Source organism: Streptomyces purpurascens, assembly GCF_045040895.1.
GTDB lineage: Bacteria > Actinomycetota > Actinomycetes > Streptomycetales > Streptomycetaceae > Streptomyces > Streptomyces purpurascens.
In genome coordinates this window covers 1,302,991-1,325,712 of the sequence record NZ_CP108341.1, presented here as the reverse complement: position 1 = coordinate 1,325,712, position 22,722 = coordinate 1,302,991, and the positions used below count along the sequence as shown (strand labels likewise).

At 72.2% G+C, this 22,722-nt stretch carries 24 protein-coding genes; 12 read left to right on the top strand and 12 right to left on the bottom strand.

Translation table 11 applies throughout. The features are described from left to right. Positions 1-140 precede the first annotated feature (140 nt). Complete coding sequence (locus tag OHU35_RS05990; protein ID WP_189724357.1) at positions 141-323, top strand: hypothetical protein; 183 nt, start codon at positions 141-143, stop codon at positions 321-323. 36 nt (positions 324-359) lie between these two features. Here OHU35_RS05990 and OHU35_RS05985 read toward each other — a convergent pair whose 3' ends face one another. Both OHU35_RS05985 and OHU35_RS05980 read right to left on the bottom strand, forming a co-directional pair. Continuing rightward, complete coding sequence (locus OHU35_RS05985; RefSeq protein ID WP_405504963.1) at positions 360-1,223, bottom strand: hypothetical protein; 864 nt, start codon at positions 1,221-1,223, stop codon at positions 360-362. 133 nt (positions 1,224-1,356) lie between these two features. After that, entirely contained in the window at positions 1,357-1,653 is a 297-nt protein-coding gene (locus tag OHU35_RS05980) for a hypothetical protein (protein WP_189724355.1), read from the bottom strand. Between the two features lie 99 nt (positions 1,654-1,752). On the opposite strand from OHU35_RS05980, the gene OHU35_RS05975 reads away from it, so the two are divergent. After that, complete coding sequence (locus OHU35_RS05975; protein ID WP_405504961.1) at positions 1,753-2,655, top strand: oxygenase MpaB family protein; 903 nt, start codon at positions 1,753-1,755, stop codon at positions 2,653-2,655. A 9-nt stretch (positions 2,656-2,664) separates the two neighbouring features. Here the strand turns inward: OHU35_RS05975 and OHU35_RS05970 are convergent, their stop codons facing one another. Next, positions 2,665-3,264 carry a class I SAM-dependent methyltransferase gene (locus OHU35_RS05970; protein WP_405504959.1) on the bottom strand — a complete coding sequence of 200 codons (600 nt, stop codon included), beginning with the start codon at positions 3,262-3,264 and terminating at the stop codon, positions 2,665-2,667. Between the two features lie 152 nt (positions 3,265-3,416). On the opposite strand from OHU35_RS05970, the gene OHU35_RS05965 reads away from it, so the two are divergent. From OHU35_RS05965 to OHU35_RS05945, 5 genes are all read left to right on the top strand, one after another. Then, positions 3,417-4,190 carry an MHYT domain-containing protein gene (locus OHU35_RS05965; protein ID WP_189724352.1) on the top strand — a complete coding sequence of 258 codons (774 nt, stop codon included), beginning with the start codon at positions 3,417-3,419 and terminating at the stop codon, positions 4,188-4,190. A gap of 71 nt (positions 4,191-4,261) precedes the next feature. After that, positions 4,262-6,778 (top strand): nitrate- and nitrite sensing domain-containing protein, encoded by a 2,517-nt coding sequence (locus OHU35_RS05960; RefSeq protein ID WP_189724351.1) that lies wholly within the window; start codon positions 4,262-4,264, stop codon positions 6,776-6,778. Then, positions 6,775-7,212 (top strand): roadblock/LC7 domain-containing protein, encoded by a 438-nt coding sequence (locus tag OHU35_RS05955; protein ID WP_189724350.1) that lies wholly within the window; start codon positions 6,775-6,777, stop codon positions 7,210-7,212. The genes OHU35_RS05960 and OHU35_RS05955 overlap by 4 nt, the downstream gene beginning before the upstream one ends. A 22-nt stretch (positions 7,213-7,234) precedes the next feature. After that, positions 7,235-7,645, top strand: coding sequence for a DUF742 domain-containing protein (locus OHU35_RS05950; protein ID WP_184599189.1), 411 nt, complete (start codon positions 7,235-7,237; stop codon positions 7,643-7,645). A gap of 38 nt (positions 7,646-7,683) precedes the next feature. Beyond that, positions 7,684-8,286 (top strand): ATP/GTP-binding protein, encoded by a 603-nt coding sequence (locus tag OHU35_RS05945; RefSeq protein WP_189724349.1) that lies wholly within the window; start codon positions 7,684-7,686, stop codon positions 8,284-8,286. Between the two features lie 24 nt (positions 8,287-8,310). On the opposite strand, the gene OHU35_RS05940 is transcribed toward OHU35_RS05945, so the two are convergent. Next, on the bottom strand, positions 8,311-8,739 hold the full coding sequence (locus OHU35_RS05940; RefSeq protein ID WP_189724348.1) for a PPOX class F420-dependent oxidoreductase: 429 nt from the start codon (positions 8,737-8,739) through the stop codon (positions 8,311-8,313). A gap of 104 nt (positions 8,740-8,843) precedes the next feature. Here OHU35_RS05940 and OHU35_RS05935 point away from each other — a divergent pair, with 104 nt between their 5' ends. The 4 genes from OHU35_RS05935 (at position 8,844) to OHU35_RS05920 (ending at position 11,545) form a co-directional block, all read left to right on the top strand. Next, the gene (locus OHU35_RS05935) at positions 8,844-9,257 is read left to right on the top strand and encodes a roadblock/LC7 domain-containing protein (RefSeq protein WP_189724347.1); all 414 of its coding nucleotides are present in this window, start codon (positions 8,844-8,846) and stop codon (positions 9,255-9,257) included. Between the two features lie 126 nt (positions 9,258-9,383). Beyond that, positions 9,384-10,310: a DUF6397 family protein gene (locus tag OHU35_RS05930; protein WP_189724346.1), complete on the top strand. Its 927-nt coding sequence runs from the start codon at positions 9,384-9,386 to the stop codon at positions 10,308-10,310. Positions 10,311-10,374: 64 nt separating this feature from the next. Continuing rightward, on the top strand, positions 10,375-10,746 hold the full coding sequence (locus OHU35_RS05925; protein ID WP_189724345.1) for a VOC family protein: 372 nt from the start codon (positions 10,375-10,377) through the stop codon (positions 10,744-10,746). 10 nt (positions 10,747-10,756) lie between these two features. Then, positions 10,757-11,545, top strand: coding sequence for an Fpg/Nei family DNA glycosylase (locus tag OHU35_RS05920; protein ID WP_189724344.1), 789 nt, complete (start codon positions 10,757-10,759; stop codon positions 11,543-11,545). Between the two features lie 66 nt (positions 11,546-11,611). Here OHU35_RS05920 and OHU35_RS05915 read toward each other — a convergent pair whose 3' ends face one another. The 4 genes from OHU35_RS05915 to OHU35_RS05900 form a co-directional block, all read right to left on the bottom strand. Continuing rightward, a complete protein-coding gene (locus tag OHU35_RS05915; RefSeq protein ID WP_308400960.1) occupies positions 11,612-12,298 on the bottom strand; it encodes an SDR family oxidoreductase in 687 nt (228 codons plus the stop codon). A 79-nt stretch (positions 12,299-12,377) separates the two neighbouring features. Next, positions 12,378-13,274 carry a DMT family transporter gene (locus tag OHU35_RS05910; RefSeq protein WP_267943653.1) on the bottom strand — a complete coding sequence of 299 codons (897 nt, stop codon included), beginning with the start codon at positions 13,272-13,274 and terminating at the stop codon, positions 12,378-12,380. Positions 13,275-13,428: 154 nt separating this feature from the next. Beyond that, on the bottom strand, positions 13,429-14,301 hold the full coding sequence (locus OHU35_RS05905; protein WP_184599180.1) for an acyl-CoA thioesterase II: 873 nt from the start codon (positions 14,299-14,301) through the stop codon (positions 13,429-13,431). Between the two features lie 37 nt (positions 14,302-14,338). Then, entirely contained in the window at positions 14,339-16,852 is a 2,514-nt protein-coding gene (locus OHU35_RS05900) for an RNA helicase (RefSeq protein ID WP_189724342.1), read from the bottom strand. A gap of 145 nt (positions 16,853-16,997) precedes the next feature. Between OHU35_RS05900 and OHU35_RS05895 the strand changes: the two genes are divergently transcribed. Further along, on the top strand, positions 16,998-17,792 hold the full coding sequence (locus OHU35_RS05895) for a metal-dependent hydrolase (protein ID WP_189724341.1): 795 nt from the start codon (positions 16,998-17,000) through the stop codon (positions 17,790-17,792). A 24-nt stretch (positions 17,793-17,816) separates the two neighbouring features. On the opposite strand, the gene OHU35_RS05890 is transcribed toward OHU35_RS05895, so the two are convergent. The 4 genes from OHU35_RS05890 to OHU35_RS05875 form a co-directional block, all read right to left on the bottom strand. Beyond that, complete coding sequence (locus OHU35_RS05890) at positions 17,817-18,062, bottom strand: type B 50S ribosomal protein L31 (RefSeq protein ID WP_189724340.1); 246 nt, start codon at positions 18,060-18,062, stop codon at positions 17,817-17,819. A 34-nt stretch (positions 18,063-18,096) separates the two neighbouring features. Beyond that, positions 18,097-18,567, bottom strand: coding sequence for a DUF5709 domain-containing protein (locus tag OHU35_RS05885; protein ID WP_189724339.1), 471 nt, complete (start codon positions 18,565-18,567; stop codon positions 18,097-18,099). Positions 18,568-19,007: 440 nt separating this feature from the next. After that, positions 19,008-20,789 (bottom strand): ABC transporter ATP-binding protein, encoded by a 1,782-nt coding sequence (locus OHU35_RS05880; protein WP_189724338.1) that lies wholly within the window; start codon positions 20,787-20,789, stop codon positions 19,008-19,010. Continuing rightward, the gene (locus OHU35_RS05875; protein ID WP_189724337.1) at positions 20,786-22,591 is read right to left on the bottom strand and encodes an ABC transporter ATP-binding protein; all 1,806 of its coding nucleotides are present in this window, start codon (positions 22,589-22,591) and stop codon (positions 20,786-20,788) included. Before OHU35_RS05875 ends, OHU35_RS05880 begins: the two co-directional genes overlap by 4 nt. Between the last annotated feature and the right edge of the window lie 131 nt (positions 22,592-22,722).

Sequence of the window (22,722 nt, the reverse complement as noted above, 5' to 3'; positions counted from 1 at the left end):
AGCTGAGTCACTATGAGGGGGTCAGGGGTGTGTAGGGGTCGCACCTCAGGGATGTCTCAGGGTCGCGGTCAGGAACCGCCGCGAGCGCGGGCCCGTTTTCGAGACAGAGAGCGGCAGTGGCCGCGAAGGAGGCGACAGTCATGTCCAAGAACGCCAAGATCGCCGCAGGCGGTGTGGCGGTCGGGCTCATCCTGCTGATCTGGCTGCCCTGGTGGGCATCGCTCCTGATCATCCTGGGAGTCCCGGCCGCCGCGTATCTCATGCTGGACCCGTCGCAGCGGCGCAGGCTGCGCCGTGCCACCCGTAAGGAGCTCGGTCGCTGAGGCACTGACCCGGCGAGGCCGAAGGCCGTCGCCGGATCAGTTCGGCCGTACGGCCATCTTGTCGAGCGCCTCGAGGAGACCCGGCAGCTCCGGCCCCCGGCCCACCGGCAGGACCTCGCCGGGTTCCTCGTCGAGCAGCACGAAGGCGATGTCGTCGGTCCTGGCCACGAGCGACCAGCCCGGACCGTCCGCCCGCAGGACCCGCGCGTCCCCCGTCGCGAACGACGACCGGACCCGGCCCAGCGGCGGCGGCGAGTCGACGTAGGTGCGGGCTTCCGCGAGGACCCGCCGGATGCCGCTGTGGCCCGGCCGGCCGTTCTCCCCGCTCGCGTCCGGAGCGTCGGCCGCCCCGCCCTCGCCCTCGTCGTCGGGCGCTTGCGAGGACCCAGGCGCCGGAAATGCCGAGTCGTCCACCTGCTCCCGCCATGTCGCCCACTGCAGCGCGATCTCGTCCGCGCCCAGGCGCCGCTGCGCCGGCCCCCAGACGGTGGTGTCCGGCGGAGCCAGCGGCGGCCGGTCGTCGGCCTCCGGGCCGGGATCGTGCGGCGCGGGCACCCCGGGCGCCGCGACGGCGACCGCGAGCGGCCAGCCGGGCAGGGCCGCGACGACCGAGTGCTCGTCGGGCGACAGCTCGTACTCCATACCGCAGTCCCAGGACGCGATCGCGACGGCGACCAGGGAGACGTCGTCGATCGCGACGGTCCACCGGGAGCCGTCGCCGTCCTGGCCGAGCACCAGCCCGTACCCGTCGGCGAGCGGTGCGAGACCGAGCGCCGCGCACGCCTCCGGATAGTCGTCGCCCAGGACGCTCGGGAACTTCGCAGGCGTCAGCAGCACCGCCGTGAGCACATAGAGCGCGTCGTCCGCGGCGGCGACGGTGTCCTCGTCCGTCCCGGCCATCCCAGCCTCCCCATCGGTTCGTCCAACGGCGCGCACCCTAGTGCGCGCGGAAGCCGCTTGTCACTGCCCGCAGGCACACCCGAGCTGCAGTTTTCCGGCGGACGGGGCGAATCGGCCCTCCGGACCGCGCTCATCACGCCGTCGGCAGCCCCAGCAACTCACGGGCCACGGTCCGCGGCGACTCGCCGCGTTCCCGTGCGAGCGCGATGACGGCCCGGCAGGCCAGCTCGTTCACCCCGAACGACAGTGCCTCCGGTGACACCCAGCCGGCCGCCTCGTCGGCCCGCTCCTGGTCGTCCTCCGCGCCCGCCGCGACATAGACCGCGGCAGCCTCGAAAAGATTGTGTGGACGTTTGTCCCCGCCGCTCTTCGTCTCCGTGCGCAACGCATCGGCGACTCGTCCCCCGGCCTTGCGGAACCTGCCCCACATGCTGACCACCTTCCCCCTGTGCGGTTGTTGTGTCTGATCTTTCATCTCCCGGTCACCAACGTAAAGTTGGAGAACCTGTGGCAGAAGGGGGACGGCACGGTGAAGCGCTTTGACCGACTGGTTCAGATCCGGCGGATGGACCCGTACCAGGAGGCCACGGAGATCTACCGGCTGAGCGTGGCGTACGAGTTTCCCTGGGACTTCACCCGCGCCCTGGAGCTGGCCCTGTACCGCACCTACGCCGTCCCGAGCATCGGCCGGCTGCTCGCGGAGACGGCGGAGCTCACGAAGCGGACGCAGAAGCGCTACGACGACACCTCGCTGCTCCTGGACGCCGTCGTCGAGCACGGCTTCGGCAGCGACCCGGGGAAGACCGCGATCCGCCGCATCAACCAGATGCACCGCGGCTACGACATCAGCGACGACGACATGCGCTACGTGCTCTGCACGTTCGTCGTGATGCCCAAACGGTGGATCGACGCCTACGGGTGGCGCAGGATGTCACGCCACGAGATCGTCGCCAGTGCCGTCCACTACGGCACGCTCGGGCGGCACATGGGCATCAAGGACATCCCGGAGACCTACGAGGAGTTCGAGACCTGCCTCGACGACTACGAGGCGGCCCACTTCGCCTGGGACGCGGAAGCCCGGCGGGTCTCCGACGCCACGCTCGACCTGATGGCGTCCTGGTACCCGCGCCCGCTCGCACCCCTGCTGCGCACCACGACCCTCGCGCTGCTCGACGACTCGCTCCTGCACGCCTTCCGCTACACCCCGCCGAGTACCGCCACGCGCGCGTGGGTGCGTCGCGCGGTACGGCTTCGGGGGCGCGCCGTCCGCCTGATGGCACCCCGGCGCACCCCGCACTTCGCCCGCCAGAACTGGGAGATCAAGGGCTACCCGTACGGATACCGGCTCGCCGACCTGGGCACGCGTCCGGTCCCGGGCCTCCGGGGCTGCCCCGTGCGGCACGTGGAGGCGACGGACGGCGACGCCGGGTGACGCGTCAGCTCAGTCCTCGCGCACGGCGAGCGCCAGGAAGCGGGTGTCCTCGTCGACGTACGACGTCATACGCCACCCTGAACCGGCCAGCAGCGGACGGAGGTTGGGCTCGGCGCGCAGGTCGTCCGGGGTGAGCGGGCGGCCGTGACGTGCGGCCAGCGCCGCCCTGCCGATCGGGTGGAACAGCGCCAGCACACCACCGGGACGCACCACCCGCGCCAGCTCGCGCAGGTTCTCGGCCGGACTCGCCAGGTGCGAGACGAGGCCCGCCCCGAACACCGCGTCCAGCGACCGTGAGCGCAAGGGCAGCGCGGCGACGTCCGTGAGCAGCAGCTGCCCGTCACGGTCCCGTCCGGCCCGTACGGCCTCCCGCAGCATGGCCGGGGTCAGATCGGCCCCGAGGACCACCCCCGAGGGCCCCACGGCGGCACGCAGCGGCGGCAGGGCCCGTCCGGTGCCGCATCCCGCGTCGAGCACCCGGTCGCCCGCGCGCAGTCCGAGCTCGGCGACCGCCGCCGCGTAGGCCGGACCGTCGTCGGGGAACCTGCTGTCCCAGTCGGCGGCACGGGGGGTGAAGAACTCCTGGACACGCGTCTGGTCGTCGCTCATGTACCGCATGATTCCTTACGGCACGGATGGATGCCTCTGTGCACATGTTCGAGCGTGACGCGATCGTTCCGGTACATCCTTGCGTCATATTCCAACACCTTTCGAAATGCGCCCCTTTCGCGCGCCCTTGCCGGGTCTAGCGTCCCGGGGCCATGGGACACCTGGACCACGCCGCCCTGGGGTGGCTGACCCCCGCGCTGTCGTACGCGATGGCCTGCACAGGCGCCGCGCTCGGACTGCGCTGCACCGTCCGCGCCCTCGCCGCCACCGGGCGCTCGCGCCGCAACTGGCTCGTCACCGCCGCCTCGGCGATCGGCACCGGCATCTGGACCATGCACTTCGTGGCCATGCTCGGGTTCGGCGTCACCGGCACCGACATCCGCTACGACGTGCCGCTCACCCTCCTGAGCCTGCTGGTCGCCATGGTCGTCGTCTGCGCAGGCGTCTTCGCCGTCGGCTACGGCCGGGACCGCGGCCGGGCCCTCTTCCTCGGCGGCCTCACCACCGGCCTCGGCGTCGCGAGCATGCACTACCTGGGCATGGCGGCCGTCCGCCTGCACGGCGACGTGACCTACGACCCGGTGCTCGTCGGGCTCTCCGTCCTGATCGCCGTCGTCGCGGCGACGGCGGCCCTGTGGGCGGCGCTCAACATCAAGTCGCCCGTCGCGGTCACCCTCGCCTCCCTGATCATGGGCGCGGCCGTCAGCAGCATGCACTACACCGGGATGTTCGCGGTGAGCGTGCGCGTCACGCCCTCCGGGGAGGCACTGCCCGGGGCCACGGCGATGCAGTTCATCTTCCCCCTCGCCGTCGGCCTCGGGTCCTACCTCTTCCTGACCTCGGCCTTCGTCGCACTCTCGCCCACGGCGGGCGAGCGCGAGGCGTCCGCCTCGGCCCAGCGGCCGCTCGAGAGCGTCGCCCCCTAGGGGCTCCCGATGGATCTCCGCGGCGCCACGACACCCGGCACGACCCCGAACCACTCCCGAGCGAGGAGTCCATGCGTACACCCCGGAGGACCCCCACAGCCCGCGCCGAGGCGCCGCCCCCGCCCGTGCGCGGCCGTCGCGCGCACGCCGGGCCACCGGCAGACGAGAGCCCGGAGGCACCCTCGGGCGCCGCACCGGACGGGGCGGCCAAGCCCGCGGAGCGCTGGCACATACGCCCGCGCACCGTGCGCGCCAAGATCGTCTGCCTGCTGATGGTGCCGGTCGTCTCCCTCCTGGCCCTGTGGGCCTACGCCACCGTCACCACCGCCCAGGACGTCTCCCGGCTGCGACAGGTCCAGCGTGTGGACGCCATGGTCCGCGCCCCCGTCTCCGCGGCGGTCGCCGCCCTCCAGGCCGAACGCGGGGCCGCGGTACGCCACGCCACCGACCCGTCGGCCGTACCCTCCGACGAACTGGACGAGCTCGCGCGGCGCACCGACCGCGCCGTCGCGAGGCTGCGGCTCGGCAAGGGCAACACCGTCGCAGACAGCGAGGAGCTCCCCGCCGGAGTCGCCCGCCGGCTGGAGGCGTTCGTCACCGGCACCGAGGAACTGCGGCCGCTGCGGACCGCGGTGCGGGACCGGAGCGTGGGCTGGGCCGAGACGTACAGCCGCTACACCCGGACCATCTCGGCGGCCTTCGGCGCCGGCGGTGCCCTCACCGGCATCCAGGACGCCGACCTCGGATCCGACGCGCGCGTGCTGCTCGAATTCGCCCGCGCGGGCGAGGCGTTGGCGCAGGAGGACGCCGTGCTGGCGAGTGCCCGCCTGTCCGGCACGCTGACCGGGGAGCGGCTTCGGCTCTTCACCGGCGCCGTCGACCTGCGCCGCACCCTCACCGAATCGGCCGTCGCCGACCTGCGCGGCACCGAACGCTCGGCGTGGAACGCCCTCGCCGACAGCAGCGCCTACGCGGGCCTGGACGACGCCGAGGACCGGATCCTCGCCCGCGGGCCGGGCGCCAGGGCGGTCGAGGCGGCGCCCGAGAGCACCTGGAACACCGCTCACACGCGCGTGCAGCACGGCATGCGCACCATCGAGGACGACGCGGCACGCGGCGTCGCGCAACGGGCCGACCCGTTCACCCGGGGACTGCTCACCCCGGCCGGCGCCGCCGTCCTGCTCGGTCTCGCCGCCGTCGCCGCCTCGCTCGTCATCTCCGTACGCATCGGACGCGGCCTGGTGGTGGAACTGGTGAGCCTGCGCAACGGCGCCCTGGAGATCGCCCGGCGCAAACTCCCCGAGGCCATACGGAGACTGCGCGCGGGCGAGGAGATCGACGTCCGGGCCGAGGCGCCGCCGGGACCGCCCGCGGAGGACGAGGCCGGGCAGGTCGCCGAGGCCCTCGGAACGGTCCACCGAGCCGCGCTGCGGGCCGCCGTGGAGCGCGCCGAACTCGCCAGCGGCATCTCCGGCGTCTTCGTCAACCTCGCCCGCCGCAGCCAGATCCTCGTCCACCGGCAGCTGAGCCTCCTCGACAGCATGGAACGCCGCTCCGACGACCCGAACGAGCTGAGCGACCTCTTCCGCCTCGACCATCTCACCACCCGCATGCGGCGCCACGCGGAGAGCCTGATCATCCTCTCCGGAGCCGCCCCCGGCCGGGCCTGGCGCATGCCCGTCGTCCTGACCGACGTGGTCCGCGCGGCCGTCTCCGAAGTCGAGGACTACGCGCGCGTGGAGGTACGGCAACTCCCCGAAGCAGCCGTCATCGGCACGGCCGTCGCCGACCTCACCCATCTGCTCGCCGAGATCATCGAGAACGCCGCTCAGTTCTCGCCGCCCCACACGCGGGTGCGCGTCACCGGCGAACCCGTCGGCAACGGCTACGCCGTCGAGGTCGAGGACCGCGGCCTCGGCATGGGCCAGGAGACCCTCGCCGAAGCCAACCGCCGCATCGAACAGTCCGAGGCACTCGACCTGTTCGACAGCGACCGGCTCGGCCTCTTCGTGGTCAGCCGACTCGCCGCCCGGCACGACGTCAAGGTCCACCTGAAGACCTCGCCCTACGGCGGCACCACCGCCGTCGTCCTGCTGCCCACCGCCCTCCTGCACACCGGGGCGGTGGAACGTTCCCCCGGCGAAGCGGCACACCCGCGGCAGCCCGAGGAACGCGCCTACGCGCGCGTGCCCGACGACACCCCGCTCCAGGATGTCGTCCCCGCACCGGCCGACCGGCGTGCCCTCGTGGCTCCCGTACCGGCCGCGGCCGAGACCACGAGCCACACCCCACCCCCAGGAGTCGCCACCTTGCGACTGCACCGACCCCAGGAGCAGCCCGAAGGCTCCGAGGACCTCCCGCGTCGCGTACGACAGGCCAGTCTCGCCCCCCAACTGCGCGAGGGACGCCCCGAGGAACCCCCACCGACGCCGGCCCCCCGGGACGACGAACGCACCCCGGAGGTCGTACGCGACCGTATGGCGGCGTACCGCGACGGCTGGGCACGCGGCGGCGGCAGGCAACCCGGCCGCGGCACCACTCCCGGCCCCGCGAAGGGCAGAGACAGCAGCGAAGGAGACCCCGCATGATCCACGACCCGAGCACGCATTCCGCCCGGCGCTCCGGCGAACTCGACTGGCTGCTGGACGATCTGGTGCTCCGCGTGAGCGACATACGGCACGCCGTGGTCCTCTCCAACGACGGCCTCGCCGTAGGTGCCTCGACCGGCCTCAGGCGCGAGGACGCCGAACACCTCGCAGCGGTCGCCTCGGGCTTCCACAGCCTCGCCAAGGGAGCGGGACGGCACTTCGGCGCCGGCGGTGTCCGCCAGACCATGGTGGAGATGGACGAGGGCTTCCTGTTCGTGGCCGCCGCCGGCGACGGCTCCTGCCTCGCCCTTCTCACCGCCGTGACAGCCGACATAGGCCTCGTGGCGTACGAGATGGCCCGCCTGGTCAAACGCGTCGGCGAGCACCTCGGCACGGCGCCCCGCGCCGGCGCGCGGCCGCCCGCCGCCGGATGAGCCGGGAGAGCGGTCCGCGCAGATGACCGAGGACATGACGGGCACCCTGAGCGAGCAGGGCAGCCAGTGGTACGACCACGACGCCGGCCCACTCGTCCGCCCCTACGCCATGACGGGCGGACGCACCCGGCCCGGCCCCACCGGCGTGCGGTTCGACCTGATCGCCCTGGTCACGCTGGACCCCGGCGCGCCCGGCGTGGACGACGCCCCGCTCGGCCCCGAACACCGGACCCTCCTCGACCTGTGCCGCACGGAGACCCAGTCGGTCGCCGAACTCGCCGCCGGAGCGGACCTGCCCGTGGGTGTGATCAGGGTCCTCCTCGGCGACCTCCTGGAACTCGGCTGCGTCACCGTCAGCCGCCCCGTACCGCCGGCCCAACTGCCCGACGAACGGATCCTGCGCGAGGTGATCGCGGGACTGAGGGCGCTGTAGATGAACGCACACCCCACCCGACACGAGAGAAGTGACTAATGGTCTCCGAGCACTCCGACGCCTCGGGCGGCGACACCGCCCTGGCGTTGAAGATCCTGGTCGCCGGCGGCTTCGGCGTGGGCAAGACCACGCTGGTGGGCGCCGTCAGCGAGATCCGGCCGCTGCGCACCGAGGAACTGCTCAGCGAAGCGGGGCAGTCGGTGGACGACACCGGCGGTGTGGACCACAAGACCACCACGACCGTCGCCATGGACTTCGGACGCATCACCATCAGGTCCGGCCTCTCCCTGTACCTGTTCGGCACGCCGGGCCAGGACCGGTTCTGGTTCCTGTGGGACGAGTTGTCCCAAGGGGCGCTCGGCGCGGTGGTGCTCGCGGACACCCGCCGCCTGGAGGACTGCTTCCCGGCGGTCGACTACTTCGAGCACCGGCGCATCCCGTTCGTGGTGGCCGTCAACTGCTTCCCGGGCGCCCGGCAGCACGGCGCCCCGGACGTCTCACGCGCCCTCGATCTCGACCGGGGCACGCCCGTGGTGCTGTGCGACGCCCGTGACCGCGACTCGGGAAAGGAGGTGCTGATCAGGCTCGTCGAGTACGCCGGGCGGATGCACACCGCCCGGCTCCTCGACTCGGTCGGCTGACCGGAGGTACGGAGCTCCCCGCGATCAGTCCGCGATGTCCCGCTCCGCCAGGACCCGGTCGACGGTGACACGGATGAGGAGTTCGCCCGGGACTCCGTTGCGCGCGCCGAACTCCTCGGCGCGTTCCTCGCCCATGTACCGCGCGCCGATCCGCGTCGCCCAGTGCCGCACCTCGTCGAGGTCCCTCACCAGGCGGGCACGGCCCTGGACGACCACGAAGGAGTAAGGCGGCCGGTCGTCGTCCACGCACAGGGCGACGCGGCCGTCACGGGCGAGATTGCGCCCTTTCACGGTGTTCTCGCCGGTGTTGAACACCACCTCGTCCCCGTCCAGCAGGAACCAGATCGGGGCGATGTGCGGACTCCCGTCGGCCCTGACGGTGGAGAGCTTCGCGGTGCGGGTGCCGTGGGAAACGAACTCCCGCCATTGCGCATCGGTCATCTTCTCTGCCATGGCTCCCATCCTCCTTGCCCCTGCAGCGGTCGTGGGGAAGGCTGGCATGGAGATCCTCCGGCCAGGAGGAGAATCGCACGGGGAGAAAACGGGGAGATCGGAACATGGCGCAGAACCAGGGACTCGACTGGCTGCTGGACGACCTGACCGAGCGCGTCCACCAGGTGCGGCACGCACTGGTCCTGTCCAACGACGGCCTGGTGACCGGGGCGAGCACGGGACTGCGCCGCGAGGACGCGGAGCACCTCGCGGCCGTGTCGTCCGGGTTGCACAGCCTGGCCAAGGGCTCGGGACGGCACTTCGGAGCGGGCAGCGTACGCCAGACGATGATCGAGTTCGACGACGCGGTGCTCTTCGTGACCGCGGCCGGCACGGGCAGTTGTCTGTGCGTCCTCAGCGGCGCCGAGGCCGACATAGGCCAGATCGCGTACGAGATGACACTTCTGGTCAACCGGGTCGGCGAGCATCTCGACGTGGATGCCCGCCAGCCCGAACGGAAACCGACCACAGACGCCTGACCTGCAAGTTCGCCCTCCCCTGCGGAGTTATCCACAGGCTCGTCACGCAGCGCGCCGAAGCGGTTACGGTTTTCTCACGGCGACCGCACACGGCGTGAGCCGCCGACTCCACGGGGGAGAGCGACCATGTCAGGCACCATCGCGAAATCCGACCTCCTCACCTGCGCTCCGAGCCGGGCCGCCCGCGAACTCGACCTCAAACGCGGTGAGTTCGACCTCGCGGTGAATCTCGGACTCATCCGGACCGTTCCCGACGAAGGCGGCGGAGGGCCACGCGTCGCCCGTGCCGAGATCGACCGGCTGCGCGCCGGGGAGGGCTTCCCGGATGAACTGCGCACGCGGGTCGCGACCGCCGGCACCCATGAAGGCGCCGGGCTCTTGGGAGTGACGCCCGCCAGATTCACGAGTCTCGCCCGCTTCGGCCTGCTCGTGCCGGTGAGGTTCTACCTCAACCGCTACCGGGCGGTCGTCTGGCTGTATCTGGCCGAGGAACTACGGCAGTTCGCGGCAGAGGAGAGCAACGCCCGACTGCTGAAGGGGCGCACACCCGCACAGATCCGGGAAGGGAAGAAGGACGGGCTGGACCGGCGGCCCCGCAACTGGCGGGGACGCCACATCGGATTCCTGACACGGCAGGCGGGGGACGACGCCTGGGCTCGCGCGGCAGCCGTCGCCTGTCTTCTCGACCCCGCCGACGTGGCGGACGTCGTGGCGGACCCCTACGAGCGCGCCCACCTGAACCGCCGCCGTCCTCGCCTCCCGGCCCACGGCACCCCCGGTTCACCCGCCGCCGAGCGGGCCGAGACGCTCATGACGGCGAGCGAGCCGGACGAAGTGGCCTGGTTCCGAGCGGACCTCACCCACACGATGGAGACAGCGCGAAGGCAAAACCCGGCACCGCGTCCCGCCCCGGAACCGGCCCCGACACCACCGGCAGCGCCGACCGCGCCACCCCCGGTGCCGGCTGGAGACCGGCCCGAGCCCCCGGACCGCCCCCCTTCACACGGCCTCCTGGGATGGCTGCACCGCAGAGGCCGGCGACGTTCAGGGTGAAAAGCGATGAGTTTCCGGATGCGTCCCGGTCGGAATTCTGAGGAGACTATGCCAGGAGGCGATCATGTTCAGTAAGACGAAGGCGTTCAGCGGGTTCTCGGTGAACGACATCGACGCGGCCAGGGCGTTCTACGGCGACACCCTCGGACTCCGGGTGTCGGAGGAGAACGGGCTGCTGTTCCTGCACATCGCGGGTGACCGGGACACCCTGGTCTATCCCAAGGAGGACCACACCCCGGCGACGTTCACCATCCTCAACTTCCCCGTCGACGACATCGAGGCCGCGGTCGACGAGCTGACGAAGAGAGGCGTGCGGTTCGAGCACTACGACCACCTCAAGGCGGACGACAAGGGCATCTTCCGCGGCGGAGGCCCGCTGATCGCCTGGTTCACCGACCCTGCGGGGAACGTGCTGTCCGTCCTCCAGGAAACCTGACGCGTCGCTCATGCCCGAGCTCCCCGATGTCGAGGGTTTCCGGCAGGTGCTCGAGTCCTGCGCGAAGGGACGGGTCATCCGGCGTGTCGACGTGCGGGACGCGGGCGTACTGCACGGGGTCAGCGCCCGGCGACTGCGTGACACGCTGGAAGGCCGGCGCTTCGCAACGCCGGAGCGGCACGGGAAGTGGCTGCTCGCCCGCACCCGCGCCGGCCCGACCCTCGTACTGCACTTCGGCATGACCGGCCTGCTGGTCTGCGGTCACCCCGGTGACGCAGTCGAGGCCCACGACCGTGTGCTGTTCACCCTGAGCGGCAACCGTCAGCTGCGCTTCCGTGACCAGCGCAAACTCCAGGGACTTTGGCTGGCGGGCGATGACTCCGAAATCGACCGGTTGCTCCGGCGGCAGGGGCCCGACGCGCTGGCGGTGGAGCGCGCGGACTTCGAGGCCGTGCTCGCGTCACGCCGCGGGCATCTCAAGACCGCGCTCACCGACCAGTCCGTTCTCGCCGGTCTCGGCAATCTGCTCGCCGACGAGATCCTGTGGCGAGCGCGGTTGCGCCCCGACCACCCGGCGCGTGACCTCACCCAGGCCGACCGTCGCCGGCTGTACAGCCAGATGCGCCGCACCCTGCGCTCTTCCGTCACCGCCGGCTGCGTCCCGCCGCGTGACTCCTGGCTCACCGGCCACCGCGACGACCCCGACCCGAGCTGCCCGCGCTGCGGCACCGGCCTGCGCCGGACCCGCATGGGCGGTCGCGGCACGGTGTGGTGCCCGCACTGCCAGCCGGACGGGTGATTCAGCCGTCCGGTCAGCGGCCAGCCGCCAGCCGCGCCAGCCGTCGGCCGCCAGTCACCCGCCCCGTCAGTCGTCAGGAGTCAGAACGGCCGGTGCCCCGGCGAGGATGCCGCCCTCCACGATGAACTCGCAGCCCGTCGAAAAGGTGGCCTCGGTGACGATGAAGAGCACCATCCGGGCGACCTCCTCGGGCTCGCCGAAGCGGGGGACGGGCTGCCCCGCGGTGTACGCGTCGCCGAAGCCGGCCGTCATCCGGGTGCGGATGGCGCCCGGGTGGACGGAGCAGACCCGGACCCGGTCGGGCGCGAGTTCCAGCGCGGCGACCTTCGTCAGGACGCGCAGCCCCCACTTGCTGGCCGCGTACGCTCCGACACCGGCGTAGGCGGTCAGCCCGGCGAGGGAGGACATGTTCACGATCACGCCGCCCCCGGCCCGGCGCAGCGACGGTGCCGCCGCGCGCATGCCCAGCCAGGCGCCCGTGAGGTTGACGTCGACGACCCGGCGGAACGACGCGGGGCTCTGTTCCTCCATCGTGCCCCAGTCGATGATCCCCGCGATGTTGACCAGGACCGAGACCGGGCCGAGGTCCCGCTCCGTCTCGGCGAGCGCCCGCTGCCAGTCGTCCTCGCCGGTGACGTCCAGGTGCAGGTAGCGGGCCGGGCCGCCGAGCTCGGCCGCCGGGTCCGCCCCCTCGGTGTCCCGGATGTCGGCGACCACCACGGAGGCGCCCTCGGCCGCGAGCGCGCGTGCCACCGCGGCCCCGATGCCTCCGGCCCCAGCGGGTGACGATCGCCACCCGCCCGCTGAGACGCTCCATCGTGACCTCCCTGGCTCAGGGTGCTCCCGCCGTCTGACGTTCCTCGCCCGGAGCCACCAGCGACTGGGTGAGCGGAATCCGCGCCAGGGCGAACACCCCCGCGGCGATCAGTGCGACGCCGAACAGCTGGGGCAGCAGCCACCACCCGGAGCGGATCGTCTCCTCGTACAGGAGGATGCCGAGGGCGAGGCTCACCAGCGCGTCGCCGAGGGTGAGCGCGGGCTGCGAGGCGACCAGCGGACCTGCCTGCATGGCGTTCTCCAGCAGGAACAGGGCGCACACGCCGGTCGCGGCGAAGGCGTAGGTCTGCCAGGCGGTGAAGAAACCCACGAGTCCCTGGTCGTCGAGGATGTGCATCGCGGCTTTCATCAGGGCCGCGGTCACCGCGTAGCTGATCGCCGTCGCGGCACCCAGGCATGCCGCCCGGGCGCGGCCCTCCGGGCGTTTGAGGGCGGCGAGGGCGAGGGCGACGACCGCTCCCGCGCACACGGCGAGCGCCGGGATCCAGCGGTCCAGCTCCACATGGGTGCGATTGCCCGAGGGGGACGCGGCGGCGAGCGCCACCGCCAGCCCGGCCACCACCACCGTCACGGCCAGCCAGCCCGCGCCCGGCAGATGCCGGTGCATCAGCAGCGAGGCGACGATGAGGGTGAGCGGCAGCTCCAGCACGAACAGCGGCTGCACGATCGTCAGCGGCCCGGTCGCCAGCGCCAGCGCCTGGCAGACGGCGGCGGCGATCACCGCGAGGATGCCGGCCAGCCAGACGCGCCGTCGTAGCAGATCGAGCATCAGCCCGGCCCGGAAGCCTTCGGAGCGCGGCACGGTGAGCGCGGCCTTGCGCTGCAGCACCGTCGCGACGGCATTGCTGAAGGCCGCGCAGATCGCGAAGAGGACGGGGAGCACGGTGTGCAGCGTGGCCACCTCCCGGATCGGCGGGCGTGTGACGCCGGCGGTGCCTCCTCCTGCCATGGTCACCGGATCGGGGCACGGGCGCGAACGGAGTGCCGAAGCGCGCGTGCCCCCGAGCGGCGGAAACCCGGGTCGGTCCAGCCCGCGGACAGACAGGTCAGTCCAGCTTGCGGAAGAGGCCCTCCTGCACGACCGAGACGACCAGCCGGCCCTCACGGTCGTAGATCCGGCCCCGGGCCAGACCCCGGCCGCCGACCGCGATCGGCGACTCCTGGTCGTACAGCAGCCAGTCGTCGGCGCGGAACGGGCGGTGGAACCACATCGCGTGGTCCAGTGACGCCATGTCGAAGCCCCGCGGGCCCCACAGCGGCTCGACCGGGATGCGGACGGCGTCCAGGAGGGTCATGTCGCTGGCGTAGGTGAGGGCGCAGGTGTGGACCAGCGGGTCGTCGCCCAGCGGTCCGACCGCGCGCATCCACACGGCGCTGCGCGGCTCGGAGTCCTCGACCTCCTCGGCGCTCCAGCGCAGCCGGTCCACGTAGCGGATGTCGAAGGGCTGGCGGCGGGCCATCCGCTCCAACTGCTCGGGCAGCGCGCCCAGGTGCTCCCGGATCTCGTCCGTGACCGTGGGCAGCGACTCCGGGTCCGGGACCTTGCGGGCCGGCGGCAGCTGGTGCTCGAAGCTGCCCTCTTCCGGCTTGTGGAAGGAGGCGGTGAGATTGAATATCGTGCGGCCCTGCTGCACGGCCGTGACCCGGCGGGTCGTGAACGACCGCCCGTCGCGCACCCGCTCGACCTGGTAGACGATCGGCACACCCGGGATGCCCGGACGCAGGAAGTACGCGTGCAGCGAGTGCACGGGGCGGTCGCCCTCCGTGGTGCGGCCGGCGGCGACCAGGGCCTGGCCCGCCACCTGGCCGCCGAAGACCCGCTGGAGGGACTCCTGCGGGCTGCGGCCACGGAAGATGTTGACCTCGATCTGCTCCAGGTCGAGCAGGTCGACGAGTCTCTCGGCCGGGTTCGTCGTCATGGGTGGGATTCTCCTGTGCTCGCTGCGGTCCGGCCGTTCACAGCTGGCCGACGTCGGTGACGCGGACGATCGCGCGGCCCTCCGCGTCGGAGGCCGTGAGGTCGACCTCCGCGCTGATGCCCCAGTCGTGGTCGCCGTTCGGGTCGTGGAAGATCTGCCGCACGCGCCACAGGGCGTTCTCCGGCTCCTCCTCGATGAGCAGCAGCTTGGGGCCGCGGGCGTCGGGTCCGGTGCCGAGGTCCTCGTACTCGTCGAAGTACTTGTCCAGCGCCTCGCCCCACGCGTCGGCGTCCCAGCCGGACTCCGCGTCCATCTCGCCCAGCTCCTCGACGTGGTCGAGGGCGGCCAGCTCGACCCGGCGGAACATGGCGTTGCGGACCAGCACGCGGAAGGCGCGGGCGTTGGCGGTGACCGGCTTGACCTCGTCGGCCTTCTCCTGGGCCTCCTCGGCGGTCATCTCCGCCGGGTTGGCGAGCTGCTCCCACTCGTCCAGCAGGCTGGAGTCGACCTGACGCACCATCTCGCCCAGCCACGCGATCAGGTCTTCCAGATCCTCGGACTTGAGGTCGTCCGGGACGGTGTGGTCCAGGGCCTTGAAGGCGCTGGCGAGATAGCGCAGCACGATGCCCTCGGTGCGGGCCAGCTCGTAGTGGGACACCAACTCCGTGAAGGACATCGCCCGTTCGTACATGTCGCGGATGACCGACTTCGGCGACAGCGGATGGTCGCCGACCCAGGGGTGGCTCTTGCGGTAGGTGTCGTACGCGTGGAAGAGCAGCTCCTCCAGGGGCTTCGGGTACGTGATGTCCTGGAGGCGCTCCATGCGCTCCTCGTACTCCACGCCGTCGGCCTTCATCGCGGCGACGGCCTCGCCGCGCGCCTTGTTCTGCTGGGCGGCGAGGATCTGCCGCGGGTCGTCGAGCGTCGACTCCACGACGGACACCATGTCGAGGGCGTACGACGGGGACTCGGGGTCCAGCAGCTCGAACGCGGCGAGCGCGAAGGTGGACAGCGGCTGGTTGAGCGCGAAGTCCTGCTGGAGATCGACCGTGAGGCGGACGATACGGCCCTCGGCGTCCGGCTGGTCGAGCTTCTCGACGATGCCGCCGTCCAGCAGCGAACGGTAGATCGCGATGGCCCGGCGGATGTGCCGCAGCTGCTGCTTGCGCGGCTCGTGGTTGTCCTCCAGCATGCGGCGCATCGCCTCGAAGGCGTTGCCCGGGCGGGCGATCACCGACAGCAGCATCGTGTGCGTCACCCGGAACCGGGAGGCCAGGGGCTCCGGTTCGGAGCCGATGAGCTTCTCGAAGGTCTGCTCCGACCAGGCGACGAAGCCCTCCGGCGCCTTCTTGCGGACGACCTTGCGGCGCTTCTTGGGGTCGTCGCCCGCCTTGGCGAGCGCCTTCTCGTTCTCGACGACGTGCTCGGGCGCCTGCGCGACGACGAAGCCCTCCGTGTCGAATCCGGCCCGCCCGGCGCGGCCCGCGATCTGGTGGAACTCCCGGGCCCGCAGGGTGCGCACGCGGGTGCCGTCGTACTTGGTGAGGGCGGTGAACAGCACCGTGCGGATGGGGACGTTGACGCCCACGCCGAGCGTGTCCGTGCCGCAGATGACCTTCAGCAGACCGGCCTGCGCGAGCTTCTCCACCAGGCGGCGGTACTTGGGCAGCATGCCCGCGTGGTGGACGCCGATGCCGTGCCGGACGTAGCGGGAGAGGTTGCGGCCGAACTTCGTGGTGAAGCGGAAGTTGCCGATCAGTTCGGCGATCTGCTCCTTCTCCGCACGCGAGCACATGTTGATGCTCATCAGCGCCTGCGCCCGCTCCACGGCCTGCGCCTGCGTGAAGTGCACGATGTAGACGGGTGCCTGCCGGGCCTCCAGCAGGTCGGTGAGCGTCTCGGTGAGCGGGGTGTAGCGGTACTCGTAGGACAGCGGCACCGGACGGGTCGCCGAGCGGACCACCGCGGTGGGGCGGCCGGTGCGGCGGGTGAGGTCCTTCTCGAAGAAGGAGACGTCTCCCAGCGTCGCCGACATCAGCACGAACTGCGCCTGCGGCAGTTCCAGGATCGGGATCTGCCAGGCCCAGCCGCGGTCGCCCTCCGCGTAGAAGTGGAACTCGTCCATCACGACCTGCCCGACATCCGCGTCCTTGCCGTCGCGCAGCGCGATCGACGCCAGGACCTCGGCGGTGCAGCAGATGACGGGGGCGTCGGCGTTCACCGACGCGTCGCCGGTCAGCATGCCGACGTTCTCCGTGCCGAAGATCTTGCACAGTTCGAAGAACTTCTCCGAGACCAGTGCCTTGATCGGAGCCGTGTAGAAGGTGACCTCGTCGCGGGCCAGCGCGGCGAAGTGCGCACCCGCCGCGATCATGCTCTTGCCGGAACCGGTGGGCGTCGACACGATCACGTTCGCGCCGGAGACCACCTCGATCAGCGCCTCCTCCTGGTGGGGATAGAGCGTGAGACCCCGCTCGCCGGCCCACGACTCGAAGGCTTCGTACAAGGCGTCGGGGTCGGGGGTCCGCGGCAGCTGATCGATGAGGGTCACGCCCCCATCTTGCCTGGCCTGATGCCCGATGCGGGAATCGGCTGCGGGCCCGAAGATCACGAACGCTACGCTGGGTCGCCGACGACACGTCAGCGCACCCGGTCAACTGGACAGCGGCACACGAGGAATGGGGCGGGCAACGGCCATGATGGGACCAGCACACTCACTGTCGGGCGCCGCCGCCTGGCTCGGCGTCGGTGCGGCGGCCGCCGTGGCCGGGCATCCGATGCCCTGGCCGGTCCTTCTCGTGGGTGCCCTGATCTGCGCCGGTGCCGCGCTCGCCCCGGACCTCGACCACAAGGCGGCCACCATCTCCCGGTCCTTCGGACCGCTGTCACGCTGGCTGTGCGAGATCGTGGACAAGCTGTCGTACGCCGTCTACAAGGCGACGAAGAAGCAGGGCGACCCGCGCCGCTCCGGGGGGCACCGGACGCTCACGCACACCTGGCTGTGGGCGGTCCTGATCGGTGCGGGCACCTCGGTCGTGGCGATCACCAGTGACCGCTGGGGCGTGCTGGCGATCCTCTTCGTGCACCTGGTCCTGGCCATCGAGGGTCTGCTGTGGCGGGCGGCGCGCGGCTCCAGCAGCGATGTCCTGGTGTGGCTGCTGGCCGCGACCACGGCGTGGATCCTCGCGGGTGTCCTGGACAAGCCGGGCAACGGCGCGGACTGGCTGTTCACGGCGCCGGGGCAGGAGTACCTGTGGCTGGGGCTGCCGGTCGTGCTGGGGGCGATCGTCCATGACATCGGGGACGCGCTGACCGTGTCCGGGTGCCCGATCCTGTGGCCCATACCCGTGGGGCGCAAGCGCTGGTACCCGCTCGGGCCGCCGAAGGCCCTGCGGTTCCGGGCGGGCAGCTGGGTCGAGCTCAGGGTGCTGATGCCGGTGTTCATGCTGCTCGGCGGGGTGGGCTGCGCGGCGGCGCTCAACGTCATCTGAGCGCCCCGGGGCTTCCGGCCGGGTTCAGGAGCCGCCGTACCGCCGCTCGAAACGGGCGACCCGACCCTCCGAGTCCACCGTGCGGGCCTTGCCCGTGTAGAAGGGGTGGCTCTCCGAGGAGATCTCCACGTCCACGACCGGGTAGGTCTCGCCGTCGTCCCACTCGATGCGTTCGCCGCTGGTCGCGGTGGACCGGGTCAGGAAGGCGTATCCGGCGGTCCGGTCGCGGAAGACGACGGGGTGGTAGTCGGGGTGCTTGTCCTGCTGCATGGATGCTCCTCGTGCGGCTCGGGCGGTGCTGCGATCAGCCGGACAGGGTGTCCTCGTCGACGACGTGCACGGCGGCTTCCTCGGCCGACGCCGCCGCGCCGTCGATGCCCACGTCCATGGCGACCAGCGCGCTCTCCTCGTCCTCGTGCGCGCCCTCGTCGGGTGCCACGAGCCGGCCGGAGCGGGCGTCGCCGACCTCGTTGTCCAGGAGTTCCCCGTCGGTGCCCTGGCAGTCCCCGAGACCGTCACCGTCCGGGGCGGCGGCATCCGGCAGCTCCTCGGCGAGCCGCTGGTCCAGCGTCTCGCCCGTGCGCCGCTCGGCCGCCGTCACACCGAGGTGCTCGACGGCCCAGGGCCGCTCGGGAGGGGACCAGCCCCGGTCCAGGGGATCGTCGACGCCGTCGTCCACCAGGGTGTCCTCGGCGTCGAGCAGCCCCGTGTCCTCTCGCTGCTCGTCTTGATCCGGTTGGTAGACATCGTCTCCCCAACCGTCGGACCTGTTCACGGGTACCTCCAGGGGGTGGGGACGGGCCCGTTCCCCGAGCCGGTGCCTGATTCCAGCCTTCCACCCGGCCTCGTCCCCGCGCAACGCCACGGACCGCTGCCGGGGGCTCGGCCGAGGCCCTGAGGCTTCCGGCCTGCCGCCGACGCCGGGGCCGTCCGCCCCGGTGGGCAGAAGCCGGAACCGTCGACGGCCCAGGGCCACACGGTCCTGGCCGCGCGGCTCGGTCGCCGCGTGGCCGGACCACCCGGGCAGAGCCGAGTACGGTCGACCGGCCCGGGGCTCGGCCGGAGGCACGCGTCAGCGGTGCCGGAAGCGGCCGGGCCGAACGGCCGCGCACAGCGCCCTCGGCGTCACGGTCCGGCCCTCGCCGTCCCGGCCCGGCGTCACGATCGCGCCCCGGCCGGTCGAGGCCGTCGGTTCAGGTACCGCGGGGCGGTGCGTCACCCGTGCCAGGACCTCCACAGCGCCGCGTACGCCCCCTCCGCCGCCACCAACTCCTCGTGGCTGCCCAGCTCGCTGATCCGGCCGTTCTCGACGACGGCGATGACGTCCGCGTCGTGGGCGGTGTGGAGGCGGTGGGCGATGGCCACGACGGTGCGGCCGTCGAGGACGCGGGCCAGGGAGCGTTCCAGGTGGCGGGCGGCTCGGGGGTCGAGCAGGGACGTCGCCTCGTCCAGGACCAGGGTGTGCGGGTCCGCGAGGACCAGGCGGGCCAGGGCGATCTGCTGGGCCTGGGCCGGGGTGAGCGCCAGGCCGCCGGAGCCGACCTCGGTGTCCAGGCCGTCGTCGAGCGCCCGCGCCCAGCCGTCCGCGTCGACCGCGCCCAGCGCCGCCCAGAGCTCGGCTTCGACCGCGTCGGTCCGGGCGAGGAGGAGGTTGTCGCGCAGGGAGCCCACGAACACGTGGTGCTCCTGGTTGACCAGCGCGACATGGGACCGGACGCGTTCCGCCGGCATCCGGGACAGCTCGGCGTCGCCCAGGGTGATCCGGCCGTCCCGGGGCGCGTAGATCCCGGCGAGCAGCCGGCCCAGCGTCGACTTGCCCGCGCCCGAGGGCCCGACCAGGGCCAGCCGGGTGCCGGGGGAGACCTCCAGGGAGACCTTGCGCAGGACGTCCACGCCCTCCAGATAGCCGAAGTGCACCCGGTCGGCCCGCACATGGCGTCCGTCGGGAGCCACGGAGGAGTCGCCGGCCTCCGGTTCGATGTCCCGGACCCCGACCAGCCGGGCCAGCGACACCTGGGCCACCTGCAGCTCGTCGTACCAGCGCAGGATCATGCCCACCGGGTCGACGAGCATCTGGGCGATCAGCGCACCCGTCGTGACCTGCCCGACGTCGATCCAGCCCTGGAGGGCGAACACACCGCCGACCATCAGGACCGAGGCGAGGACCGTCACGTGGGTGACGTTGATGACCGGGAAGAGCACCGACCGCAGCCACAGCGTGTAGCGCTCCCAGGCCGTCCACTCCTTGATCCGGCGCTCGGACAGCGCCACCCGGCGGGCACCGAGGCGGTGCGCCTCGACCGTGCGGCCGGCGTCCACGGTCTCGGCGAGCGCGGCGGCCACCGCGGCGTACCCGGCGGACTCCGAGCGGTAGGCGGCCGGCGCGCGCCGGAAGTACCAGCGGCAGCCGACCACCAGCAGTGGCAGGGCGAGCAGCACGGCGAGCGCCAGCGGCGGCGCCGTGACCACCAGCCCGCCCATCAGCAGCACCACCCACACCACGCCGATCGACAGCTGCGGCACGGCCTCGCGCATGGCGTTGCCCAGCCGGTCGATGTCCGTCGTGATCCGCGACAGCAGATCCCCGGTCCCGGCCCGCTCCAGCACGCCCGGCGGCAGCCCGACCGACCGCACGAGGAAGTCCTCGCGCAGGTCGGCCAGCATCCGCTCACCGAGCATCGCGCCGCGCAGCCGCACCTGGTGGACGAACGCCGCCTGGACGGCCAGCGCGGCCACGAACAGCCCCGCCGTGAGTTCCAGCCGCAGGTCCCGCGCCCCGTCGGACACCCGCTCCACGAGCCCGCCCAGCAGCCACGGACCGACCATCGAGGCGATGACGGCGACCGTGTTGACGGTGACGAGCAGCAGGAACGCCCGGCGGTGCCGGCGCAGCAGTTCGGCCGCGTAGGCGCGGACGGTCGCGGGGGCACCGACCGGCAGGGTGTTCGCCGTCGTCGGGGCCGCCGGGTCGTACGCCGGTGGCGCCACGCCGATCATGCCTTCTCCTCGATCTCTTCCAGTTCCGCCAGTACGTCGGTCAGGTCGGCCGCACCGTTCAGGGCGGCCTCGTCCTCGGTCTCGCGTGTGACCACCGCCCGGTAGCGGGGCTCGGTGCGCACCAGCTCGCGGTGGGCACCGACGGCGGCGACCTCGCCGTCGTGCAGGAACACGACCCGGTCGGCGCGGTCCAGCAGCAGCGGGGAGGAGGTGAACACCACGGTCGTGCGCTCCGCGCGCAGCTCCCGCACGCCCTGGGCGATCCGTGCCTCGGTGTGCGAGTCGACGGCCGAGGTCGGCTCGTCAAGGACCAGCACCTCCGGGTCCGTGATCAGCGACCGGGCGAGCGCGAGCCGCTGGCGCTGCCCGCCGGACAGGGACCGGCCGCGTTCGGTGATCCGGGCGTCCATGGGGTCGGCGGCGTCCAGCGAGCCCTGCGCCAGCGCCGCCAGCACGTCGTCGCACTGCGCGGCGGCCAGCGCCTCCCGCGGCTCCACGGCACCCGACGCGGGTACGTCGAGCAGTTCGCGCAGCGAGCCGGAGAGCAGTACCGGGTCCTTGTCCTGGACGAGGACGGCCGTACGGGCCGAGTCCAGCGGGAGTTCGTCGAGCGGCACACCGTCCAGCAGCACCGCGGTGCCCTCCTGCGACGGGTGCCCGCCCAGCCGTTCCGCCAGCCGGCCCGCCGCGTCCGGGTCGCCGCACACCACGGCGGTGAGCCGGCCGGTGGACGCGAGCAGCCCGGTCTCCGGGTCGTACAGGTCTCCGGAGGGGGCCTCGGCGGCGCGGGACCCGGCGGTGTCCGTGGCCCGCTCCAGCGACAGCACGCCCGCGGCCCGCTCGGCCGAGGGCCGCGAGAAGGAGTACGCCATGGCGATCTCCTCGAAGTGCCGCAGCGGATAGGTCAGGACCATCACCGAGCTGTAGACGGTGACCAGTTCGCCGACGGTGATCCGGCCCTGACGGGCGAGCTGCACGCCGTGCCAGACGACGGCGATGAGCAGCAGTCCGGGCAGCAGGACCTGGATCGCGGAGATCAGGGACCACATCCGGGCGCTGCGCACGGCCGCGTGCCGGACTTCCTGGGAGGCCCGGCGGTAGCGGTCGAGGAACAGTTCCTCGCCGCCGATGCCGCGCAGTACGCGCAGACCGGCGACGGTGTCCGAGGCCAGTTCGGTGGCACGTCCGGCCTTCTCGCGCTGGGTGTCGGCCCGCCGGGTGGCGCGGGGGAGCAGGGGCAGCACGGCGAGTGCCAGTACGGGCAGGCCGACGGCCACGACCACGCCGAGCGCGGGCTGGTAGACGAGCAGACCGACGCAGACCAGCACGATGGTGACCAAGGCCGCGGTGAACCGTGACCAGGCCTCCACGAACCAGCCGATCTTCTCGACGTCACCCGTGGAGACGGCGACGACCTCACCGGCCGCGACGCGCCGGGTCAGCGCCGAGCCCAGCTGAGCGGCCTTGCGGGCGAGCAGCTGCTGGACGCGGGCGGCCGACGTGATCCAGTTGGTGATGGCGGTGCGGTGCAGGAAGGTGCCGCCGACCGCGTTGCCGGCGCAGGCGAGCGCCAGCAGGCCGCCCGCCAGGGCGAGCCGCCCGCCGGAGCGGTCGACGACGGCCTGCACGGCGACACCCACGCAGAACGGCAGCGCGGCGACGGAGGCGAAGTGCAGCAGCCCCCAGGCCAGCGACTTGAGCTGTCCGCCCAGCTGATTCCGGAAGAGCCACCACAGGAATCGGGGACCCGAACGCGCGTCCGGCACGCCGGGGTCGGCGTAGGGAAGGTCTTGAATCTGCATGACGTCCCAGTGGCTCGTGTCAGGGGGATGGGGGTTCGGCCGAAGGCAGCAAACCGTGACAGGTTCGCGTCGCGGCGTGGTCGGAGGCAACCGGTTTTCTTCCGCGCGCGCGTCCCACCGACGGGAACCGG

Coding starts and splice junctions, on each gene's coding strand:
- OHU35_RS05990 (WP_189724357.1), top strand. CDS start 141: ATGTCCAAGAACGCCAAGATCGCCGCAGGCGGTGTGGCGGTCGGGCTC.
- OHU35_RS05985 (WP_405504963.1), bottom strand. CDS start 1,223: ATGGCCGGGACGGACGAGGACACCGTCGCCGCCGCGGACGACGCGCTC.
- OHU35_RS05980 (WP_189724355.1), bottom strand. CDS start 1,653: ATGTGGGGCAGGTTCCGCAAGGCCGGGGGACGAGTCGCCGATGCGTTG.
- OHU35_RS05970 (WP_405504959.1), bottom strand. CDS start 3,264: ATGAGCGACGACCAGACGCGTGTCCAGGAGTTCTTCACCCCCCGTGCC.
- OHU35_RS05965 (WP_189724352.1), top strand. CDS start 3,417: ATGGGACACCTGGACCACGCCGCCCTGGGGTGGCTGACCCCCGCGCTG.
- OHU35_RS05960 (WP_189724351.1), top strand. CDS start 4,262: ATGCGTACACCCCGGAGGACCCCCACAGCCCGCGCCGAGGCGCCGCCC.
- OHU35_RS05955 (WP_189724350.1), top strand. CDS start 6,775: ATGATCCACGACCCGAGCACGCATTCCGCCCGGCGCTCCGGCGAACTC.
- OHU35_RS05950 (WP_184599189.1), top strand. CDS start 7,235: ATGACCGAGGACATGACGGGCACCCTGAGCGAGCAGGGCAGCCAGTGG.
- OHU35_RS05945 (WP_189724349.1), top strand. CDS start 7,684: ATGGTCTCCGAGCACTCCGACGCCTCGGGCGGCGACACCGCCCTGGCG.
- OHU35_RS05940 (WP_189724348.1), bottom strand. CDS start 8,739: ATGGCAGAGAAGATGACCGATGCGCAATGGCGGGAGTTCGTTTCCCAC.
- OHU35_RS05935 (WP_189724347.1), top strand. CDS start 8,844: ATGGCGCAGAACCAGGGACTCGACTGGCTGCTGGACGACCTGACCGAG.
- OHU35_RS05930 (WP_189724346.1), top strand. CDS start 9,384: ATGTCAGGCACCATCGCGAAATCCGACCTCCTCACCTGCGCTCCGAGC.
- OHU35_RS05925 (WP_189724345.1), top strand. CDS start 10,375: ATGTTCAGTAAGACGAAGGCGTTCAGCGGGTTCTCGGTGAACGACATC.
- OHU35_RS05920 (WP_189724344.1), top strand. CDS start 10,757: ATGCCCGAGCTCCCCGATGTCGAGGGTTTCCGGCAGGTGCTCGAGTCC.
- OHU35_RS05905 (WP_184599180.1), bottom strand. CDS start 14,301: ATGACGACGAACCCGGCCGAGAGACTCGTCGACCTGCTCGACCTGGAG.
- OHU35_RS05895 (WP_189724341.1), top strand. CDS start 16,998: ATGATGGGACCAGCACACTCACTGTCGGGCGCCGCCGCCTGGCTCGGC.
- OHU35_RS05890 (WP_189724340.1), bottom strand. CDS start 18,062: ATGCAGCAGGACAAGCACCCCGACTACCACCCCGTCGTCTTCCGCGAC.
- OHU35_RS05880 (WP_189724338.1), bottom strand. CDS start 20,789: ATGATCGGCGTGGCGCCACCGGCGTACGACCCGGCGGCCCCGACGACG.
- OHU35_RS05875 (WP_189724337.1), bottom strand. CDS start 22,591: ATGCAGATTCAAGACCTTCCCTACGCCGACCCCGGCGTGCCGGACGCG.